Here is a 15,714-nt window from a genome sequence, read left to right on the forward strand (position 1 = left end):
GAACTTGCTGCTTACTGTAAGGCTGCACGTCCGTCAGGCGGCTATCCGCCCTGCGCGAAGGCGACCAACTTGCCGAGGCACCCGGCCCGAAGCCGCCGCACGCCTTTCCCATTTGATGCTACAAAGCGTCCCATATAACCGGGACTTGGTCAGTAGCGCAGAAACTAAACTTCCCAATGTAATTTTGGGTTTTGGGGGACATACCAAAGGTCGCGAACCTGCGTGTCGTCGCTGTTCGGCGTAGGATCGGCATCCCTGACACGGAAGGTCGTCGGAATCTTCACCGCACTCCCAAAAATAAGAGCGTGCTGTTTCGGCAGTGATGGCAGGCGTTTCAACACGGTTTCCGATATGAATGGCGTCATCTGCTTGATCTGCGAGAGGTCGTCGGGGTTCTGGATGCGATGAATGATGAAGTTGTTGCACTGCGAAAGAACAGTCTTCGAAAGCTCGCTCGGCCTTTGTGAAGCCACCATTAAAAAGGCCCCGTATTTCCTGCCCTCTTTGGCAATCCGCTGGAAGGTTATGCCCGCGTCGATGGCAAAGCGGCTAGGGCGTTCCGAGATGTATCGGTGCGCCTCTTCGAGGATCAGATGGACAGGCATCTTGTTTCTGGGCGTTGCTCGGCGCATACGGTCAAAAATTAGCCTCGCAACAACGGCAGATGCGAGTTCGACGATCTCATCGGACGCATCGTTTAGGTCGATGATGCAAATTTGACGTTCTTTCCGGTAGCTTGTGCCCTCCTGTGCAAGACCAAGGAGTCGATCAACGAAGTGCGTCGGCTCCCTGTCGTAAGCCTGTAAGCCTTCAACAGATGCCCGCAAAAACTCGAAATCTGGATTGTCAGAAACAGACTTCAACCGTGTGACCAATTGTGAGCAATACTCTCTTATCTGCTTGTTTCCATTCGCTTCTTCATAGAAGAGGGCTAGATCGAGTGCAGCTTGCAATCGCTCAAAGGAAAACGGAGTATTTCCATAGCTAGGAAGCACTGGTTCGTCAGTGACATGATCTTGCAGGAGTGCCAACACAGCTTCGTAGTTTTCTGATGTACTAGAATTTCTCCCATCTTTAAACTGCCCAAAATCGTTATATAAACCCGCTTTGATTGTGCCCCTGCAAATCTCATCTGTGGAGAAAGTATGAAGCAACGCGAGTATTCTCCCCTCTTTACTTGGCACACTGGCATCATCATTTAAAATAGAAAGAATGATTTTTGCCAAAACGTGATTCCGAACACTTCTTAGTTCATCGCTAACTCCGTCAACAACGGGCTCTTCCTGAAAAAGGGTTGTTAGCCCAAGCGCGGTTCTCAATGCTGGTAGTTGTGTTTTTTCGCTAGCGCGCAACAACAAAGCCCACTCATCAACAGTCATGAACCAGTGCGGCAGACGAAATCGGTCAACTAAATCTGCGCCAATGAAACCTTCGTCCAGCACTTCAGTTTCTGCTTCCGAACTCGTTGCCTTAAAATAGCTAGCTTGAATTTGCCAAGGCATGTTTTCAAAAGCTTGTCGATACTCACCATTGACGTCGAATATGATGAAAGAAGCGCCGATTGCCCAAAACTCTTCTGCTCTATCAAATACGGACTGTATTATAGAGGCTACAGTGCAGGATTTTCCGCTCCCAGTATTTCCCAAGACGGCGACGTGCCCCCCAAACAGGGCATCAAGCTGCGCCTTGACGGGGTAGTCTTTGAACACGGCAGAGGTTCCTATCTCGATTGTATGGGGAACCGTTCCCTCCTTGGTAGCCCCCTCAGCATCCGTCTTTGTCTCCCGATCTGCCGGTTGCTCCACGTTGAAGATGCGGTCCAGGTCTTCATCACGCGCATAAAGGGCATCTGCATAAAGCGGGGGAAAGGTCGAAACGCCGAATTTGAAGGAGCCGCCCTGGACAGGCATGGAGCCAACGGGAACAACATCGAGGAATTTTGCCGCCGTGGCTTTGTCCATCTCTGCTGCGTTGCCGTAGGCTGGCGAAAAATCCTTTTCCCTGAGGCCGATAACCTCCAAGACGACATATTCGGATTGTATCGGCACCATAAGATATGATCCCAAGGTCGCGACATAATGGACATCATCGAAGCCAATGACCGTGAAGTTGTCGCTGCCCCTATGCAGCTCGACAACGAGGCGATCCGCTGAAACGCTAACGATCTTGCCTATGGCACGGCTTGCATCATCTCTCGCCATTTTCGCCGGCCTGCTGCTTGGAAAGCAGCTTCTTGAAGACTTTTTCGATAGCCTGTTCTTCTTTCTGGTCAGCGCTCGATGGCATCAAGTCCTGCACGATGCTGTTGAAGTAGTGCGCTTTCTTGCCCGTCTTCTCGTCGCTGCCCCAAATGAACGAAATCCTCGGGTCGCCTAGCGCTGCGAGTTCTTTAGTTACCGGATTGTTAACGTCGTCAGGGTTGAGGAACGCGATCAGGCGGAAGCCTGGGAGGGTCAGCCCTTGAAAAATAATGTTGTTAATGTGCTCATCGCCAAAGCTAAATCCCATCACGAAAAGTACGCTTTGGTCTTGAACGATCTGGCGCTGAAATTCACGGAACATGTCCGAGTAGGGCGAGCCAAAACTCGCCGTCTGCTTAGAAGGCGTCGGATAGATCATGACGCGATCCTTGGAAGGGTCAGGCTTGTCAGCAGACTCCCGGATCGGGAAAAGACCAGTCTTCTCTTCCGTCCAGTTTACAGACCCGTGAAGCTTGCAGAAATGCACGTATCCATCAACAACCGCCCATCTTTTTGACGAGATATCCAGCTGCTCAGCCAGGGCGCGGCGGTATGTTGAGGGGTTGAAGCGGCGCTCAACCGTTCCCGCAAACCCGTTGGAATAGGGGATGCCAGATCGGTCCATGGCCCGTTCGTTGAACAGGTCATAGTTGGTGGTAAAAACCCAAGGTGGGGCGAGCCCACGGGATCGAGTCGCCAGCGACTGATAGAAGCGCCGGTAAAGCGTTACGATGGTTTCATCTCCGTGGGCGAAACGTCCCTCGGTGCATTTCTGAAGGATGAAATTTTTAACGCCCGCGATAACGCCTTCGACGGTTTCAAGGGCTTCCTGAAACTCACCCTTGGCGCTCGTCTTGCAAAACTGCTGCGCTGTCATCAGGACTTCCATCATACGCTCTAGATTCTTTCGGAAGTCTTCATGCGTTAGGTCGATGCCAAGCCGGTCCTTGAGCGCATCTCGTTGTGTTGGTGTGACAAATGCCCCGACGCCGGAGAGACCAGGCATACCCTGAAGCGTTGCCTGAAACTCTGCCGCAAGCGGTCCCATCGTCGGAATGCCAAGCTCATTGCCTTCGTGCATATAAGACGAGCAGCCTGAGCCAATGAGAAAGGACAGGTTCTTGGAGCCAAAAACCTCTGCGAGATGCCGCCGTATAATTTCAGCGCGGTCACCAAACTCTGCTTCGGGACGAAGCTTGGCAAACTCGTCTTTGCTTCCTTTTCTAAAATTGATCAAACAACCACTCCAAGTAAATTTGGCTTACCGCATCCCAGCCTAGGGTAGCGCAGAGAGTCAAATTCTGTAAGTCCGCTTTTGGTGGTTGTGCCGCAAAAATAGGGAGATGCAGCGAACGTCCGGAGTCCGCCCTCCCGGCAGATCCATCGTCCCTCTCGCTGCGGTTCGCCCGAACGACCGTTCTCCCAGATTTGCAGCAGCTGCCACGCTGCACCACCATCAGGCGGCTTCCCGCCCAACGCGTCGATCAGATCGCGCAACATGGTGCACGGTGGCTATGATATGTAAGGCGGTGAGCAGCAGCGTCCGGCGTTTGACGGAAAGGCGAATCCAGTCGCTCCCCTCGTGTGCGACCATCACTATTAGTGGCGGACTCGCTCCCGAGCACCTTTAGCCACACGAAATCAGTGCGTTGACGAGAAATCAGTGGCTGGGAGAGGCAATTCTCATGATCAAAAAGGCAAAACTATCCGCCTCTTATCAAGAATTCCATGGTCGGAGCGAGAGGATTCGAACCTCCGACCCCCTGCTCCCGAAGCAGGTGCGCTACCAGGCTGCGCTACGCTCCGACCGTGAGGGGGCAGGTAGCCCCTGGGGCGGCGGAATGCAAGGGGGAATCTTGCGGGACAGCCGCAGAAAACAGCGTCAGCCCCGCGCACAGCAAGCGCGGAGATCTCGCCTGCCGGTGCCGGGCGAGTGCCGCGTCAGACCCGTGCGCGCAGCAGGCGCTGCAACAGGCTCCAGCGCGGGGCCGTCACCGCCTCGGCGCCCAGGCGCGCCCGCGTCGCCGGGCGCAGGCGCGAGGCGCCCAGCCGCTCGCGCATCAGGATGTAGAGCCCCGAGGCCATGATCAGACCCGCCCCCAGCACCGTCGGCCCGTCCGGGCTTTCGCCGAACAGGAACCAGCCGTAACCCACCGCCCAGAGCATCTGCGAATATTGCATCGGCGCGACATTGGCCGCCTCGCCGGCCTGATAGGCCAGGATCAGCAGGAAACCCGCCGCCAGGCCCAGGGCCGCGATCACCCCGGTCAGCGCCAGGTCGCCCAGCTCCATCGGGCGATAGGCAAAGCCCAGCGAGGCGCCGGTCAGCAGGAAATTCCCGATCATCGGCCAAAGCAGCAGGATCACCGTCCGCTCGGACCGACCCAGGCGTCGCACGGCGATGGCGGAAAGCGCCGTGGCCGTCGCCCCCATCAGCGCCGCCAGGTGCCCCAGCCCCAAGGGCGTCACGCCGGGGCGCAGCACGACCAGCACGCCGCAAAGCCCGGCGCAGACCGCCAGCCAGCGATGCAGCCCGACCTTTTCGCCCAAGAGAGGCACCGACAGCACGGTGACGATCAGCGGCGCGGCGAAGAGGATGGAATAGACCTGCGCCAGCGGCAGCACCGAAAAGGCATAGAACCCGCCGATCCCCGAGATGACGATGCAAAGCGAGCGCAGCCCGACCCAGAACGGGTTGCGCGGCAGCAACGTGCCATGCGTCGGGTCGCGCAGCAGCAGCACCGCCAGCGGCGGAAAGGACAGCAGCGCCGAGAAGAACAGGATCTGCAGCGCCGGATAGGTGGCGCCCAGAACCTTGATGATCACGTCATGGGTCGAATAGAGCCCCATGGCCAGCAGGGCGAGCAACGCGCCCTTGATGTTGCCCGCCGTCATGCCCCTCCCCGACGGTTCGCAGGTTGGGCCGCGCCCGGCGATGCGGGCGCGGCCTGCCGGTCACAGCGCCGAAAGCGCCGCGACGATGTGGTCGCCCATCTCGGCGGTCGAGACCGGCTTGCCGCCCTCGGCCCCCATCAGGTCGCCGGTGCGCACGCCGTCGGCCAGCACCTTCTCGACCGCCTTTTCCAGCAGGTCGGCCTCGGCGCCCAGGCCGAAGGAATAGCGCAGGCACATGGCGAAGCTGAGGATGCAGGCGATCGGGTTGGCCTTGCCCTGCCCGGCGATGTCGGGGGCCGAGCCATGCACCGGCTCGTAAAGCGCCTTGGGCCGGCCGTTCTCCATCGGCGCGCCCAGGCTGGCCGAGGGCAGCATGCCCAGGCTGCCGGTCAGCATCGCCGCCGCATCCGACAGGATGTCGCCGAACAGGTTGTCGGTCACGATCACGTCGAACTGGCGCGGATTGCGCACCAGCTGCATGGCGCCGTTGTCGGCATACATGTGCGACAGCTCCACGTCGGGATATTCGTTGTCGTGGACCCATTGCACCTCTTCGCGCCAGAGGATGCCGGATTCCATCACATTGGCCTTTTCCATCGAGCAGACGCGGTTGCCGCGCTTGCGGGCCAGTTCGAAGGCCGAGCGGGCGACGCGGCGAATCTCGCCCGAGGTATAGCGCTGGGTGTTGACGCCCACGCGGCCGCCCTCGTTGCCGGGGGTGTCGTCGGCCGAAATGCCGCGCGGCTCGCCGAAATAGACGCCCGAGGTCAGTTCGCGCACGATCAGGATGTCGAGGCCGGCCACCACCTCGCGCTTGAGCGAGCTGAAATCGGCCAGCGCGTCGAAGCATTGCGCGGGCCGCAGGTTGGCGAACAGGTCCATCTCCTTGCGCAGGCGCAGCAGGCCGCGCTCGGGCTTGACCGAGAAATCCAGGTCGTCGTATTTCGGCCCGCCGACGGCGCCCAGCAGCACCGCATCGACCGCCTGCGCCTTGGCCATGGTCTCGTCCGCCAGCGGCTTGCCATGTTTGTCATAGGCCGCGCCGCCGACCAGATCCTCGCTGACGTCGAAGGACAGGCCGCGGTTCTGCTGGAACCAGCCGATGACCTTGCGCACCTCGGCCATGACCTCGGGGCCGATGCCGTCGCCGGGCAGGATCAGAAGGGAATAGGTCGTCATCGCAGGCATCCTCTATGCTTCTGGCTGTTGGCAATCGCGTATCCTTGCGCCTGTGCTGCGTCAAGTTCACGGCGAATTGGGTTGCACGGGACCGGCGGATCGGGCGGGATGGGCGCGCGAAACCGAACGTCCAGAACAAGCAAGGGGGCAATCCATGAAAGCACTCGCGGCTCTGGCCGGCGCATTGGTCCTGGGGACCGGCGCGGCGCTGGCGGACGGGGGCATCACCGTGAAGCTTCCCGATGTCTCGGGCCTGTCCGACCCACAGGCGAAATCGCTGATCGCGGAACTGGCGAATGTGAACGTCATCACCTCGAACTGCCCCGATTACGCGATCACCGACGGGGAATGGACGCTGATCACCGGCACGGGCGATCTTCTGGCGGCGAAGCTGGGGCTGGACGCCGCGGCCTATGACCGCACCTATTACGGGCCAGCCTTCAAGCTGCTGGACGATCCGGGCGCCTGCGACCGCATCGGGCCGACGGCAAGGCCGCTGATCCAGCGGCTGGTCGGCATGGGCGGCGGCACCACGCCGCTGACGCAATCGCAGTAACGCTGGCGTCGCGCGACCGGGGGCAAGGCATCGTGCCGCTCGCGCAACCGCAGCTGTGCGTCGCATCTTGCCCGCGCCCGCGCCGCGCCCTAGCCTGCGGCCATGACCGCCGAACCGACCTACAGGGGATTCGCGCTGGACGCCGAGACGGCGCTGGCGCTTTTGCAATGGCAAGCCGAGCTGGGCGCGGACGAGCCATGCCTCGACGCGCCGCTCGACCGCTATGCCGCGCCCGACCGTGCCGAGCCGCCCCCTGCCCCGGCCGTCCAGGCCGCGTCGGTCGTGGCGCAGCCGCGCGACGAGGCCGAGGATGTGGTCGCCCGCGCCGAGGCCATGGCCACCGCCGCGACCAGCCTGGCCGAACTGGCCGAGGCGCAGGAAGCCTTCGACGGCATCGAGCTGAAGAAGGGCGCGCGCAACTTCTGCTTCTGCGACGGCGATCCGGCGGCGCGGGTGATGATCATCGGCGAGGCGCCGGGCGAGGAAGAGGACCGCCAGGGCCGCCCCTTCGTCGGCCGCGCCGGCCAGCTTCTGGACCAGATGTTCGGCGCCATCGGCCTGTCGCGCAAGGCGGTGGATGCGGAACGCGCGCTCTATATCACCAACGTGCTGACCTGGCGGCCACCCGGCAACCGTCGCCCCGAGCCAGCCGAGATCGCGATGATGCTGCCCTTCCTGGCCCGGCATGTCGAGCTGGCGCAGCCGCAACTGCTGGTGCTGATGGGCAACACGCCCTGCATCGCGGCGCTGAACCAGCAGGGCATCCTGAAGCTGCGCGGCAATTGGACGACGGCCTTCGGCCTGCCGGCGCTGCCGATGGCGCATCCGGCCTATCTGCTGCGCACGCCGCTGGCCAAGCGCGAGGCCTGGGCCGACCTGCTGTCGGTGGCGGCCCGGCTGGAGGGCTAGGCTGGACGGCTAGTCCGCCGCCTCGCGGCAGCCGCGGAACTCGACCGCGTCGTCGGGGCCGATCAGCGTCACCCGCAGCGCCTGCGGATCCAGCGGAAAGGGCTTGCCCGAGGCCGCGACGAAATCCGCCTGCGCCGCCAGCCGGCCGCCGGCTGCATGCGTTTCCGGGGCCGAGACCCAGATCTCGTCGTCGGCCAGTTCCATCGCCACCTCGTCGCCGCGGGCGCTGTCCGCCGCGGGCAGGGTGGCCGTCACCTGCATTCCGTCCTGGATCGGGGCGATGCGGCATTCGGGCTGGCGGTCCGAGGTCTCGGGCTGGCGGGCGATGGCCGCCTCGATCAGCGGATCGGGCGCCGGGCCGGGGGGGCCGGCCTGCAATTCCACCCGCACCGGCACGCAGATGTCCTGGCAGATGCCGAAATCCACCACCGCCCTGGGTTCGACCGGCGCGGCGGGGCTGGCCGGGGTGATCTCGATCGGCAGGACCAGTTCACCGTGATAGCCCAGCGTGCGCTCGCCGCCCGATTCGATCACCTCGGGGCGCGGCCAGAGCAGCCGCACCTGGGCCAGGTTGCGCGAGGCGCCCCAGTCGAAGCGCGGCGGCACGCCGGCATCGCCGGGGCTGCGCCAATAGGTCTTCCAGCCCGGCTCCAGCCGCAGGTGCAGCGCGGTCATGCGCTGGCCTTCGGCCGTGGTCCAGCCGGGCAGCAGTTCGGCGGATGCCAGTCCGGGCGGCAGATCCTGCGCCAGTGCCGGCGCGGCGGTCATGAATAGCAGGGCAAGGGTCTTCATGCTGCCGTTCTAGTCGCCCCGCCCCCTCGGGGTGAAGTCACATTAGCGGCAATCCCTTGCGAAAACAGCCGACAGGGCCGATCTTGAGGAAAAGGACGGAGCAGATCATGGACCAGTCGAGCAACCTGACCGGCAAGATGCTGATCGCCATGCCCGGCATGCGCGACCCGCGCTTCGAGCAATCCGTGATCCTGGTCTGCGCCCATTCCGAGGACGGCGCCATGGGGCTGGTGGTCAACCGCCCGCTGCCCGAGATCGGCTTTTCCGACCTGCTGGCACAGCTTGGCATCCAGGCCGGCACGAATGCGCTGGACATCCCCGTCCGCTTCGGCGGCCCGGTCGAGCCGGGGCGCGGCTTCGTGCTGCATCGCGCCCCCCGCGACATCGACCTGGGCGAGAACCGGATGCGCATCACCGACGACCTCGCCATGTCCACCACCCGCGACATCCTGGAAGATTTCGCGCGCGGCCAGGGCCCGCAGCCCGCCGTGCTGGCGCTTGGCTACGCCGGCTGGGGGCCGGGGCAGCTGGATTCGGAAATCCGCGACAACGGCTGGCTGACCTCGGAGCGCGGCGACGAGATCATCTTCGGCACCGACAATCCCGGCAAATGGCGCGCGGCGCTGAAATCGCTGGGCATCGACCCCCTGATGCTGTCGCCCAGCGCGGGCCACGCCTGAGCCCTAGCGCGGCGCTGCAGCACGGCGCAGCCGGTCGTTGATCGCGGCGCCCAGGCCCGCGTCCGGCACCGGCGCGACGGCGATGGGCCGCCCCTCGGCATCGGCGCGGTGCAGCAGGTCGAACAGCCGCGCCGCGGCCTCGGCCAGATCGCCCGTCTGGCTCAGCGTCATCTCGCCCGCGACGGGGCCGAAGCCGATCAGCAACTCGCCCGGCCGCGCGTCCCCGGCGTTCAGCCGCAGGCTGGCGCGCGGCGCGTAATGGCTGGTCAGCTGCCCCGGCGAGGTCGGCGCCTCGGCATTCCCTTCGGGTCGGGCCAGCGGCTGGCCCAGCACGGATTCGATGGCCTCGGCCGCGACGCCGCCGGGGCGCAGCAGGGCGGGCCGGCCCCGGACCCAGCCGACGATGGTCGATTCCACCCCCACCGGACAGGCGCCCGCATCCAGGACCGCCGCGATGCGCCCGCCCAGCCCGCTTTCGGGGTCGGCCACATGCGCCGCCGTGGTCGGGCTGATCCGCCCCGAGGGATTGGCCGAGGGCGCCGCCAGCGGCCCGCCAAAGGCGCGCAGCACCGCCTGCGCCGCCGGATGGGCCGGCACGCGGATCGCCACCGTATCCAGCCCCGCCGTCACCAGCGAGGCGATGCCGGCCTCGGGCCGCAGCGGCAGCACCATGGTCAACGCCCCCGGCCAGAAGGCCCGCGCCAGCGCCAGCGCGGCATCGTCGAAGACGGCGATGCGCTCGGCCGCCGCCAGGTCCGGCAGATGCACGATCAGCGGGTTGAAGCTGGGCCGCCCCTTGGCCTCGTAGATGCGGGCCACGGCGCGCGGATTGCGGGCGTCGCCGGCCAGCCCGTAGACCGTCTCGGTCGGGATGGCGACCAGTTCGCCCTGCGCCAGCAGGTCGGCGGCGGCGCGCACGCCCTGCGGGTCATGGCCAAGGATCAGCGTCTGCATTCGTTACGTCGGGTTGTGGTTGATGGACGCGGGCCGGCAAATATGATCGAAGCCCAAGGCATCAGTTACGCGCCGCAGCCGGATTTGCCAAGGCGCCAGAGGGAGAGAGTGCGGATGGCCTATCAAGCCCCGGTCGAACAGATCGCGTTCATTCTGAACCGGGTCGTGTCGTTTCCAGACCTGTCCGTCACCCAGCGCTTTGCCGAGGCGACGGCCGAGACCATGGCCGCCATCCTGACCGAGGCCGGAAAGCTGGCGACCGAGGTGATCGCCCCGGTGAACCGCGCCGGCGACCTGACCCCCGCGCGGCTGGAGAACGGCAAGCTGCGCTCGTCCCCCGGCTATGCCGAGGCGTTCCGCGCCCTGGCCGAGGGCGGCTGGATCGGCATCGCCGCCGATCCCGAATACGGCGGCATGGGCCTGCCGCAGGCGCTGAACATGGCGGTGAACGAAATGCTCGCCTCGGCCTGCCTGGCCTTGCAGCTGAACCCGCTCTTGACCCAGGGCCAGATCGAGGCGCTGGAGCATCACGGCAGCGACGAACTCAAGGCGCTCTACCTGCCCAAGCTGATCTCGGGCGAATGGTCGGGCACGATGAACCTGACCGAGCCGCAGGCGGGATCGGACGTGGGCGCGCTGACCACCCGCGCCGAACGCGCGGGCGACGGCAGCTATCGCGTCACCGGGCAGAAGATCTTCATCACCTGGGGCGACAGCGACGTGACCGAGAACGTCTGCCACCTGGTGCTGGCGCGCCTGCCCGACGGCGGGCCGGGCACCCGCGGCATCAGCCTGTTCATGGTGCCCAAGTTCATCCCGGACGAGAGCGGCAAGCCGGGCGTCGCCAACGACCTGCGCGTCGTCAGCCTGGAACACAAGCTGGGCATCCACGGCAGCCCGACCTGCGTCATGAGCTTCGAGGGCGCCAAGGGCTGGCTCGTGGGCGAGGAGCACAAGGGCATGGCCGCCATGTTCACCATGATGAACGCGGCGCGGCTGGGCGTCGGCGTGCAGGGCGTGGCCCAGGCCGAGGCGGCCTTGCAGCAGGCCGTGGCCTATGCCGCCGAACGGGTGCAGGCGGGGCCGATCCTGCGCCATCCCGACGTGCGCCGGATGCTGGCGGAATCGCGGGCCGAGGTCTTTGCCGCCCGCGCCATCTGCATGGCCTGCGCGGTGGCGCTGGACATGTCGCGGGCCACCGGCCTGGACGAATGGGCGGCGCGCGCCGCCTTCCTGACGCCGATCGCCAAGGCGCATGGCACCGATGTCGGCATCCGCGTCGCCGATACCGCGGTGCAGGTGCATGGCGGCATGGGCTATGTCGAGGAAACCGGCGCCGCCCAATACCTGCGCGACGTGCGCATCACCGCGATCTACGAGGGCACCAACGGCATCCAGGCCATGGACCTGGTCGGCCGCAAGCTGGCCGATGGCGGCGCCGCGGCGATGGCGCTGCTGGACGAGATCCTGGACGGCGCCAAGGCCGCGCAATCGGCCGAGCCGGACCTGGCCAACCAGCTGTGGCAGGCCGCCGAAACCCTGCGCGAGACGACGCAGGAGCTGCTGGACCGGGACATGCCGGACCGCTTTGCCGGCGCCGTGCCCTACCTCTCCGCCTTTGCGCGGGTGCTGGGCGCGCATTACCACCTGCGCGCCGCAACCGGCGGCGGCAGCAAGGCGCTGGCGCGGCTCTACATCGCCCGCATCCTGCCGCAATTCGCCGCCGACCTGGCGGCGGCGCGCGCCGGGCTGGCCGATCTTGAGGCGCTTGACGACGCCGTGCTGCTGGGTCAAATGGCCGGGTGATACGCAGCGAGACACATAACCCCCCGGCCGAGGGCGAGGCGCATGAGATCGCCCCCGGCGTGTTCTGGTTCCAGCTGCCCCTGCCCTTCAAGCCCGATACGGTCAATGTCTATGCCTTCCGCGACGCGGATGGCTGGACGCTGGTGGACAGCGGCCTGGACACCCGCCGCACCCGCGGCATCTGGCAGGGCATCCTGCAGGGCCCGCTGGCCGGCGCGCCGGTCAGGCGGCTGATCGCCACCCATCACCATATCGACCACATGGGCCTGGCCGGCTGGTTCCAGACCCAGGGGGCCGAGCTTTGGACCTCGCGTTCGGCCTGGCTGACGGCGCGGATGGGCATCCTGGACGTGCAGGAACGCCCGACGCCGCAGGCCATCGCCTTCTGGCGCCAGGCTGGGATGCCGCCCGAGCTGCTGGAGGAACGCAGCCACGAGCGCCCCTTCAACAGCGCCGATGTCTGCGCGCCCCTGCCCCCCGGCTATAGGCGGCTGGCCGAGGGCCAGCAGGTGGCCTTCGGCGAGCGGCGCTGGACCCTGCGCATGGGCCATGGCCACGCGCCGGAACATGCCACCCTGTGGTCGCTCGACGACGACCTGGTGATCGGCGGCGACCAGCTGCTGGCGACGATCTCGCCCAACCTGGGCGTCTATCCGACCGAGCCCGAGGCCGATTCCGTCGGCGACTGGCTGGAAAGCTGCGAGCGGCTGGCCGGGTTCGCGCAGCCCGAGCAACTGGTCCTGCCCGGCCACAAGCTGCCCTATCGCGGCCTGCCGACCCGGCTGCGGCAACTGGCCGAGAACCAGCGCGCCGCGCTGGACCGGCTGCTGGACGGGCTGCGGCAACAGCCGCAAAGCACCGTCGGCTGCTTTCCGCTGCTCTATCGCCGCCAGATCGCCAAGCCGGAATTCGGCCTCGCCCTGGCCGAGGCCGTGGGCCACATCAACCACCTGCGCGCGACCGGCCGGGTGTGGCCCGTGGGCCAGACCGAATCGGGCGCGGTGCTTTGGGGGGCGTGACACGGCCGGCGCCTTGGGTTATCCCTGCCCCCGACGCATCGCATCGTTTTACGGACAGGATCATGGCCTCGCATCACGAAATCACCGAACACAAGCACGGCGAAATGGACATCCGTCACCACCAGGCAACCTTCGCAGGCTTCATCAAGGCCGCGACCTGGGTCAGCGTGCTGGCCATTGCCGTGCTGGTATTCATGGCCCTGGCCAACGCCTGATCCTGACCGGGGAAAGACCAAAGATGCAAAGGCGTGCCTTCCTTGCGCTGGCGCTGCCGGCCGCGCTTGCGGCCTGCGGTTCCGACAACAAATGGGCCAGCGACGAGTCGATCCGGCGCGCCCGCTATGTCGCGGAGGGGCCGCCCTCGATCACCCTGTTCACCGTGATCGGCATCCCCCGCGGCGAAGGCGGGCATTCCGCGGTGATGATCAACGGCAGCCAGCGGGTGATCTATGATCCCGCCGGCAGCTGGGAACACCCGGCGATCCCCGAACGGCACGACGTGCTTTACGGCATCACGCCGAACTTCAGGAACTTCTACATCGACTATCACGCGCGCTCGACCTACTGGGTAGCCGAGGACACGGTGCAGGTGCCGCTGGCCATCGCCGAGGCCGCGATCCGCTCGGTCGAGCGACAGGGGGCCTCGAACAAGAGCTTCTGCGCCGTCAACACCGGCAAGGCGCTAAGCCGCGTGCCCGGATTCGAAGGCGCGCCCACCGGCTTTTCGCCGCTCAAGCTGCGCGAATGGTTCCTGACGCTGCCGGGCGTGACCTCGCGCCGGCACATGGACGGCGACCCGGCCAACAACCACGACGTGCTGCTGCGCCAGAAGGGCGGCGCGATCGCCGGCTATGGCCGCGACGGCCAGCTTCACGTCATGAGGTAAAGCGCCGTGTAAAGCGTGGCCATCCCGCCCAGGATGGCCGCCAGCACGTTGCGCGTCGCCACGCCCACCGCCACGGCCACCGTTGCCGCGATCATCCGCGCCGGATCGGGCTCGCCATGCGTGGCCGCCGGCCAGACCACCAGCGGCGCCACGATGGCCGGCAGCACCCCCACCGCCGTATAGCGCAAGAGCCGCTGCGCCCAGAGCGGCATCGGCCGGCTGCCGAAGGCGCCAAGAAAGGACCAGCGCAACCCATAGGTTCCCAGCGCCACGGTCAGGATGATCAGCCAGATCGTCACATCGCTATAGCCGGTCACAGGCGGGCTCCGTTTCTGCGTTCCATCAATACCTCGACCCCGGCGCCGGCCAGCATGGCCAGCGGCGCGGCCACGAACAGCCCCAGCCCCGAGGGCAGGAAGGCAAAGGCCAGCGAGGCCACAACCGCCACCAGCGCCGCCGCGACATGGGCCGGGCTGCGCAGCATCGGCGCGATCAGCGCCAGGAAGGTGACGGGCATGGCGAAATCCAGCGCCCAGCCCTCGGGGATGGCGTTGCCCAGCCAGACGCCCAGCAGCGTGGCCAGCAGCCAGAACGGGCAGGTGGCCAGCGCCGCGCCCAGGAAATAGCCGATGCGCTGCCCCATGCTCAGCCGCGGGTGCTTTTCATAATGCTGGATCGCCAGCGCATAGGTCTGGTCGATCAGCACATAGGAAATCCAGGCCCGGTCGCGCGGCCTGGCCCCGCCCAGCCAGGGCACCAGCGAGGCCGAATACATCGCCATGCGCAGGTTGACCGCGATGGCCGAGACGATGACCACCAGCGCCGGCGCCTGGTCGGTCAGCAGCTGGACGGCGGTGAATTGCGACGCGCCGGCCAGCACCAGCACGGTAAAGCCCAGGATCTGCGGCAGGTCCAGCCCCGCATCCGTGGCCACCACGCCAAACAGCATGCCAAAGGGCAGAAGCACCAGGATAAAGGGCAGCGCCTGCAGGAAGCCGTGGCGCAGGCATTGCGCCGGGCTGCGCAGCAGCGCGCGGCTCTGGTCGGGAGAGTGGCTGGGCTGGGCCGCAAGGCCGGCTTGCGCGGACATGGTGAAAAAGGCTCGCGATGCGGATAAGGCTGGCGGCACAATGGCCAAAACCGCCGCCCGACACAAGAACCACCATACAAGAACATGCAGGGACAGCCATGACCGGATCGCAGACCCCGCCCCGCATCCTGCGCGGCATCCCGCCCGAGCTGCGGGGCGCGGCGGCGGCGCTTTACTGGCGGCATTTCGGGGCGCAGATCCTGCCCTGGCCGGCAGGGCCGCGGCAGGGCGCGGCGCTGGTCCGCGCCGCCATGCGGCCGCAGGGCGCGCTGGTGGCGCTGTCGCCCTCGGGGCGGCTGCTGGGAATCGCCGGGCTGCGCGATGCGGGGGGCGGCTTTCTCGATCCGGGGCACGGCGGCTTCGTCGCGGTCTGGGGGCCGGTGCGCGGACGGCTGCGCCACCTGGCGACCGGGCTTTACCGACCCGGCGCCGAGACGGCGGACCTGGTCCTGGACGGGATCGCGGTGCTGCCGCAATGGCGCGGGCGCGGCATCGCGCGGGCGCTGGTCGAGGCCGCCGCCGCCCATGCCCGCCGGCAGGGCCACCCCGCCCTGCGCGCCGAGGTCCAGGCCGGCAATCGCGCCGCGCTGGCGGCATGGCGGGCGATGGGCTTCCAGCCGCAGGACCGCCAAAGGCTGGGCTGGCCCTGGTCGGCGCCGGCCCATGTGCTGCGGCTGCCGCTTTAGCGCGCGCCCGCCCCCTCTGCCC

General features: G+C 66.0%; 16 protein-coding genes and 1 tRNA gene. 8 read left to right on the top strand and 9 right to left on the bottom strand.

Annotated features, from left to right (window positions below; translation table 11 throughout):
- Positions 1-164: 164 nt before the first annotated feature.
- The 5 genes from IT40_RS20675 to leuB form a co-directional block, all read right to left on the bottom strand.
- Entirely contained in the window at positions 165-2,201 is a 2,037-nt protein-coding gene (locus IT40_RS20675; protein WP_036759316.1) for an ATP-binding protein, read from the bottom strand.
- Positions 2,188-3,477, bottom strand: coding sequence for an SIR2 family protein (locus tag IT40_RS20680; RefSeq protein WP_243700153.1), 1,290 nt, complete (start codon positions 3,475-3,477; stop codon positions 2,188-2,190). Before IT40_RS20680 ends, IT40_RS20675 begins: the two co-directional genes overlap by 14 nt.
- A 492-nt stretch (positions 3,478-3,969) precedes the next feature.
- Positions 3,970-4,046 (bottom strand) — tRNA-Pro (locus tag IT40_RS20685).
- A 135-nt stretch (positions 4,047-4,181) separates the two neighbouring features.
- Positions 4,182-5,135: a DMT family transporter gene (locus IT40_RS20690; RefSeq protein WP_036759320.1), complete on the bottom strand. Its 954-nt coding sequence runs from the start codon at positions 5,133-5,135 to the stop codon at positions 4,182-4,184.
- 60 nt (positions 5,136-5,195) lie between these two features.
- The gene (gene leuB / locus IT40_RS20695) at positions 5,196-6,314 is read right to left on the bottom strand and encodes a 3-isopropylmalate dehydrogenase (protein ID WP_036759322.1); all 1,119 of its coding nucleotides are present in this window, start codon (positions 6,312-6,314) and stop codon (positions 5,196-5,198) included.
- A 154-nt stretch (positions 6,315-6,468) separates the two neighbouring features.
- Here leuB and IT40_RS20700 point away from each other — a divergent pair, with 154 nt between their 5' ends.
- Positions 6,469-6,870 (top strand): carbohydrate kinase family protein, encoded by a 402-nt coding sequence (locus IT40_RS20700; RefSeq protein WP_036759324.1) that lies wholly within the window; start codon positions 6,469-6,471, stop codon positions 6,868-6,870.
- Between the two features lie 102 nt (positions 6,871-6,972).
- Entirely contained in the window at positions 6,973-7,779 is an 807-nt protein-coding gene (locus tag IT40_RS20705; RefSeq protein WP_052096193.1) for a uracil-DNA glycosylase, read from the top strand.
- A gap of 9 nt (positions 7,780-7,788) precedes the next feature.
- Here the strand turns inward: IT40_RS20705 and IT40_RS20710 are convergent, their stop codons facing one another.
- Positions 7,789-8,571, bottom strand: a complete 783-nt coding sequence (locus tag IT40_RS20710; protein ID WP_036759325.1) for a protein-disulfide reductase DsbD domain-containing protein — start codon at positions 8,569-8,571, stop codon at positions 7,789-7,791.
- A gap of 107 nt (positions 8,572-8,678) precedes the next feature.
- Here IT40_RS20710 and IT40_RS20715 point away from each other — a divergent pair, with 107 nt between their 5' ends.
- On the top strand, positions 8,679-9,251 hold the full coding sequence (locus IT40_RS20715; protein WP_036759328.1) for a YqgE/AlgH family protein: 573 nt from the start codon (positions 8,679-8,681) through the stop codon (positions 9,249-9,251).
- 3 nt (positions 9,252-9,254) lie between these two features.
- Here IT40_RS20715 and IT40_RS20720 read toward each other — a convergent pair whose 3' ends face one another.
- Positions 9,255-10,205: an L-threonylcarbamoyladenylate synthase gene (locus IT40_RS20720; protein ID WP_036759330.1), complete on the bottom strand. Its 951-nt coding sequence runs from the start codon at positions 10,203-10,205 to the stop codon at positions 9,255-9,257.
- Positions 10,206-10,319: 114 nt separating this feature from the next.
- Here IT40_RS20720 and IT40_RS20725 point away from each other — a divergent pair, with 114 nt between their 5' ends.
- The 4 genes from IT40_RS20725 to IT40_RS20740 all read left to right on the top strand — a co-directional run bounded on the left by IT40_RS20725 (position 10,320) and on the right by IT40_RS20740 (position 13,916).
- Positions 10,320-12,011, top strand: coding sequence for an acyl-CoA dehydrogenase family protein (locus tag IT40_RS20725; RefSeq protein ID WP_036759332.1), 1,692 nt, complete (start codon positions 10,320-10,322; stop codon positions 12,009-12,011).
- The gene (locus IT40_RS20730) at positions 12,008-13,030 is read left to right on the top strand and encodes an MBL fold metallo-hydrolase (protein ID WP_036759335.1); all 1,023 of its coding nucleotides are present in this window, start codon (positions 12,008-12,010) and stop codon (positions 13,028-13,030) included. Before IT40_RS20725 ends, IT40_RS20730 begins: the two co-directional genes overlap by 4 nt.
- Before the next feature lie 62 nt (positions 13,031-13,092).
- Positions 13,093-13,245, top strand: coding sequence for an aa3-type cytochrome c oxidase subunit IV (locus IT40_RS20735; protein ID WP_024845773.1), 153 nt, complete (start codon positions 13,093-13,095; stop codon positions 13,243-13,245).
- A gap of 23 nt (positions 13,246-13,268) precedes the next feature.
- Complete coding sequence (locus tag IT40_RS20740) at positions 13,269-13,916, top strand: hypothetical protein (RefSeq protein WP_052096194.1); 648 nt, start codon at positions 13,269-13,271, stop codon at positions 13,914-13,916.
- On the opposite strand, the gene IT40_RS20745 is transcribed toward IT40_RS20740, so the two are convergent.
- On the bottom strand, positions 13,901-14,233 hold the full coding sequence (locus tag IT40_RS20745; RefSeq protein WP_036759337.1) for an AzlD domain-containing protein: 333 nt from the start codon (positions 14,231-14,233) through the stop codon (positions 13,901-13,903). The genes IT40_RS20740 and IT40_RS20745 overlap by 16 nt on opposite strands.
- A complete protein-coding gene (locus tag IT40_RS20750) occupies positions 14,230-15,006 on the bottom strand; it encodes an AzlC family ABC transporter permease (RefSeq protein ID WP_083539059.1) in 777 nt (258 codons plus the stop codon). The genes IT40_RS20745 and IT40_RS20750 overlap by 4 nt, the downstream gene beginning before the upstream one ends.
- A 98-nt stretch (positions 15,007-15,104) precedes the next feature.
- Between IT40_RS20750 and IT40_RS20755 the strand changes: the two genes are divergently transcribed.
- Positions 15,105-15,692, top strand: a complete 588-nt coding sequence (locus IT40_RS20755; RefSeq protein WP_036759339.1) for a GNAT family N-acetyltransferase — start codon at positions 15,105-15,107, stop codon at positions 15,690-15,692.
- The last annotated feature ends 22 nt before the right edge of the window (positions 15,693-15,714 follow it).

This window comes from Paracoccus versutus (assembly GCF_000763885.1).
GTDB classification, from domain to species: Bacteria; Pseudomonadota; Alphaproteobacteria; order Rhodobacterales; family Rhodobacteraceae; genus Paracoccus; species Paracoccus versutus.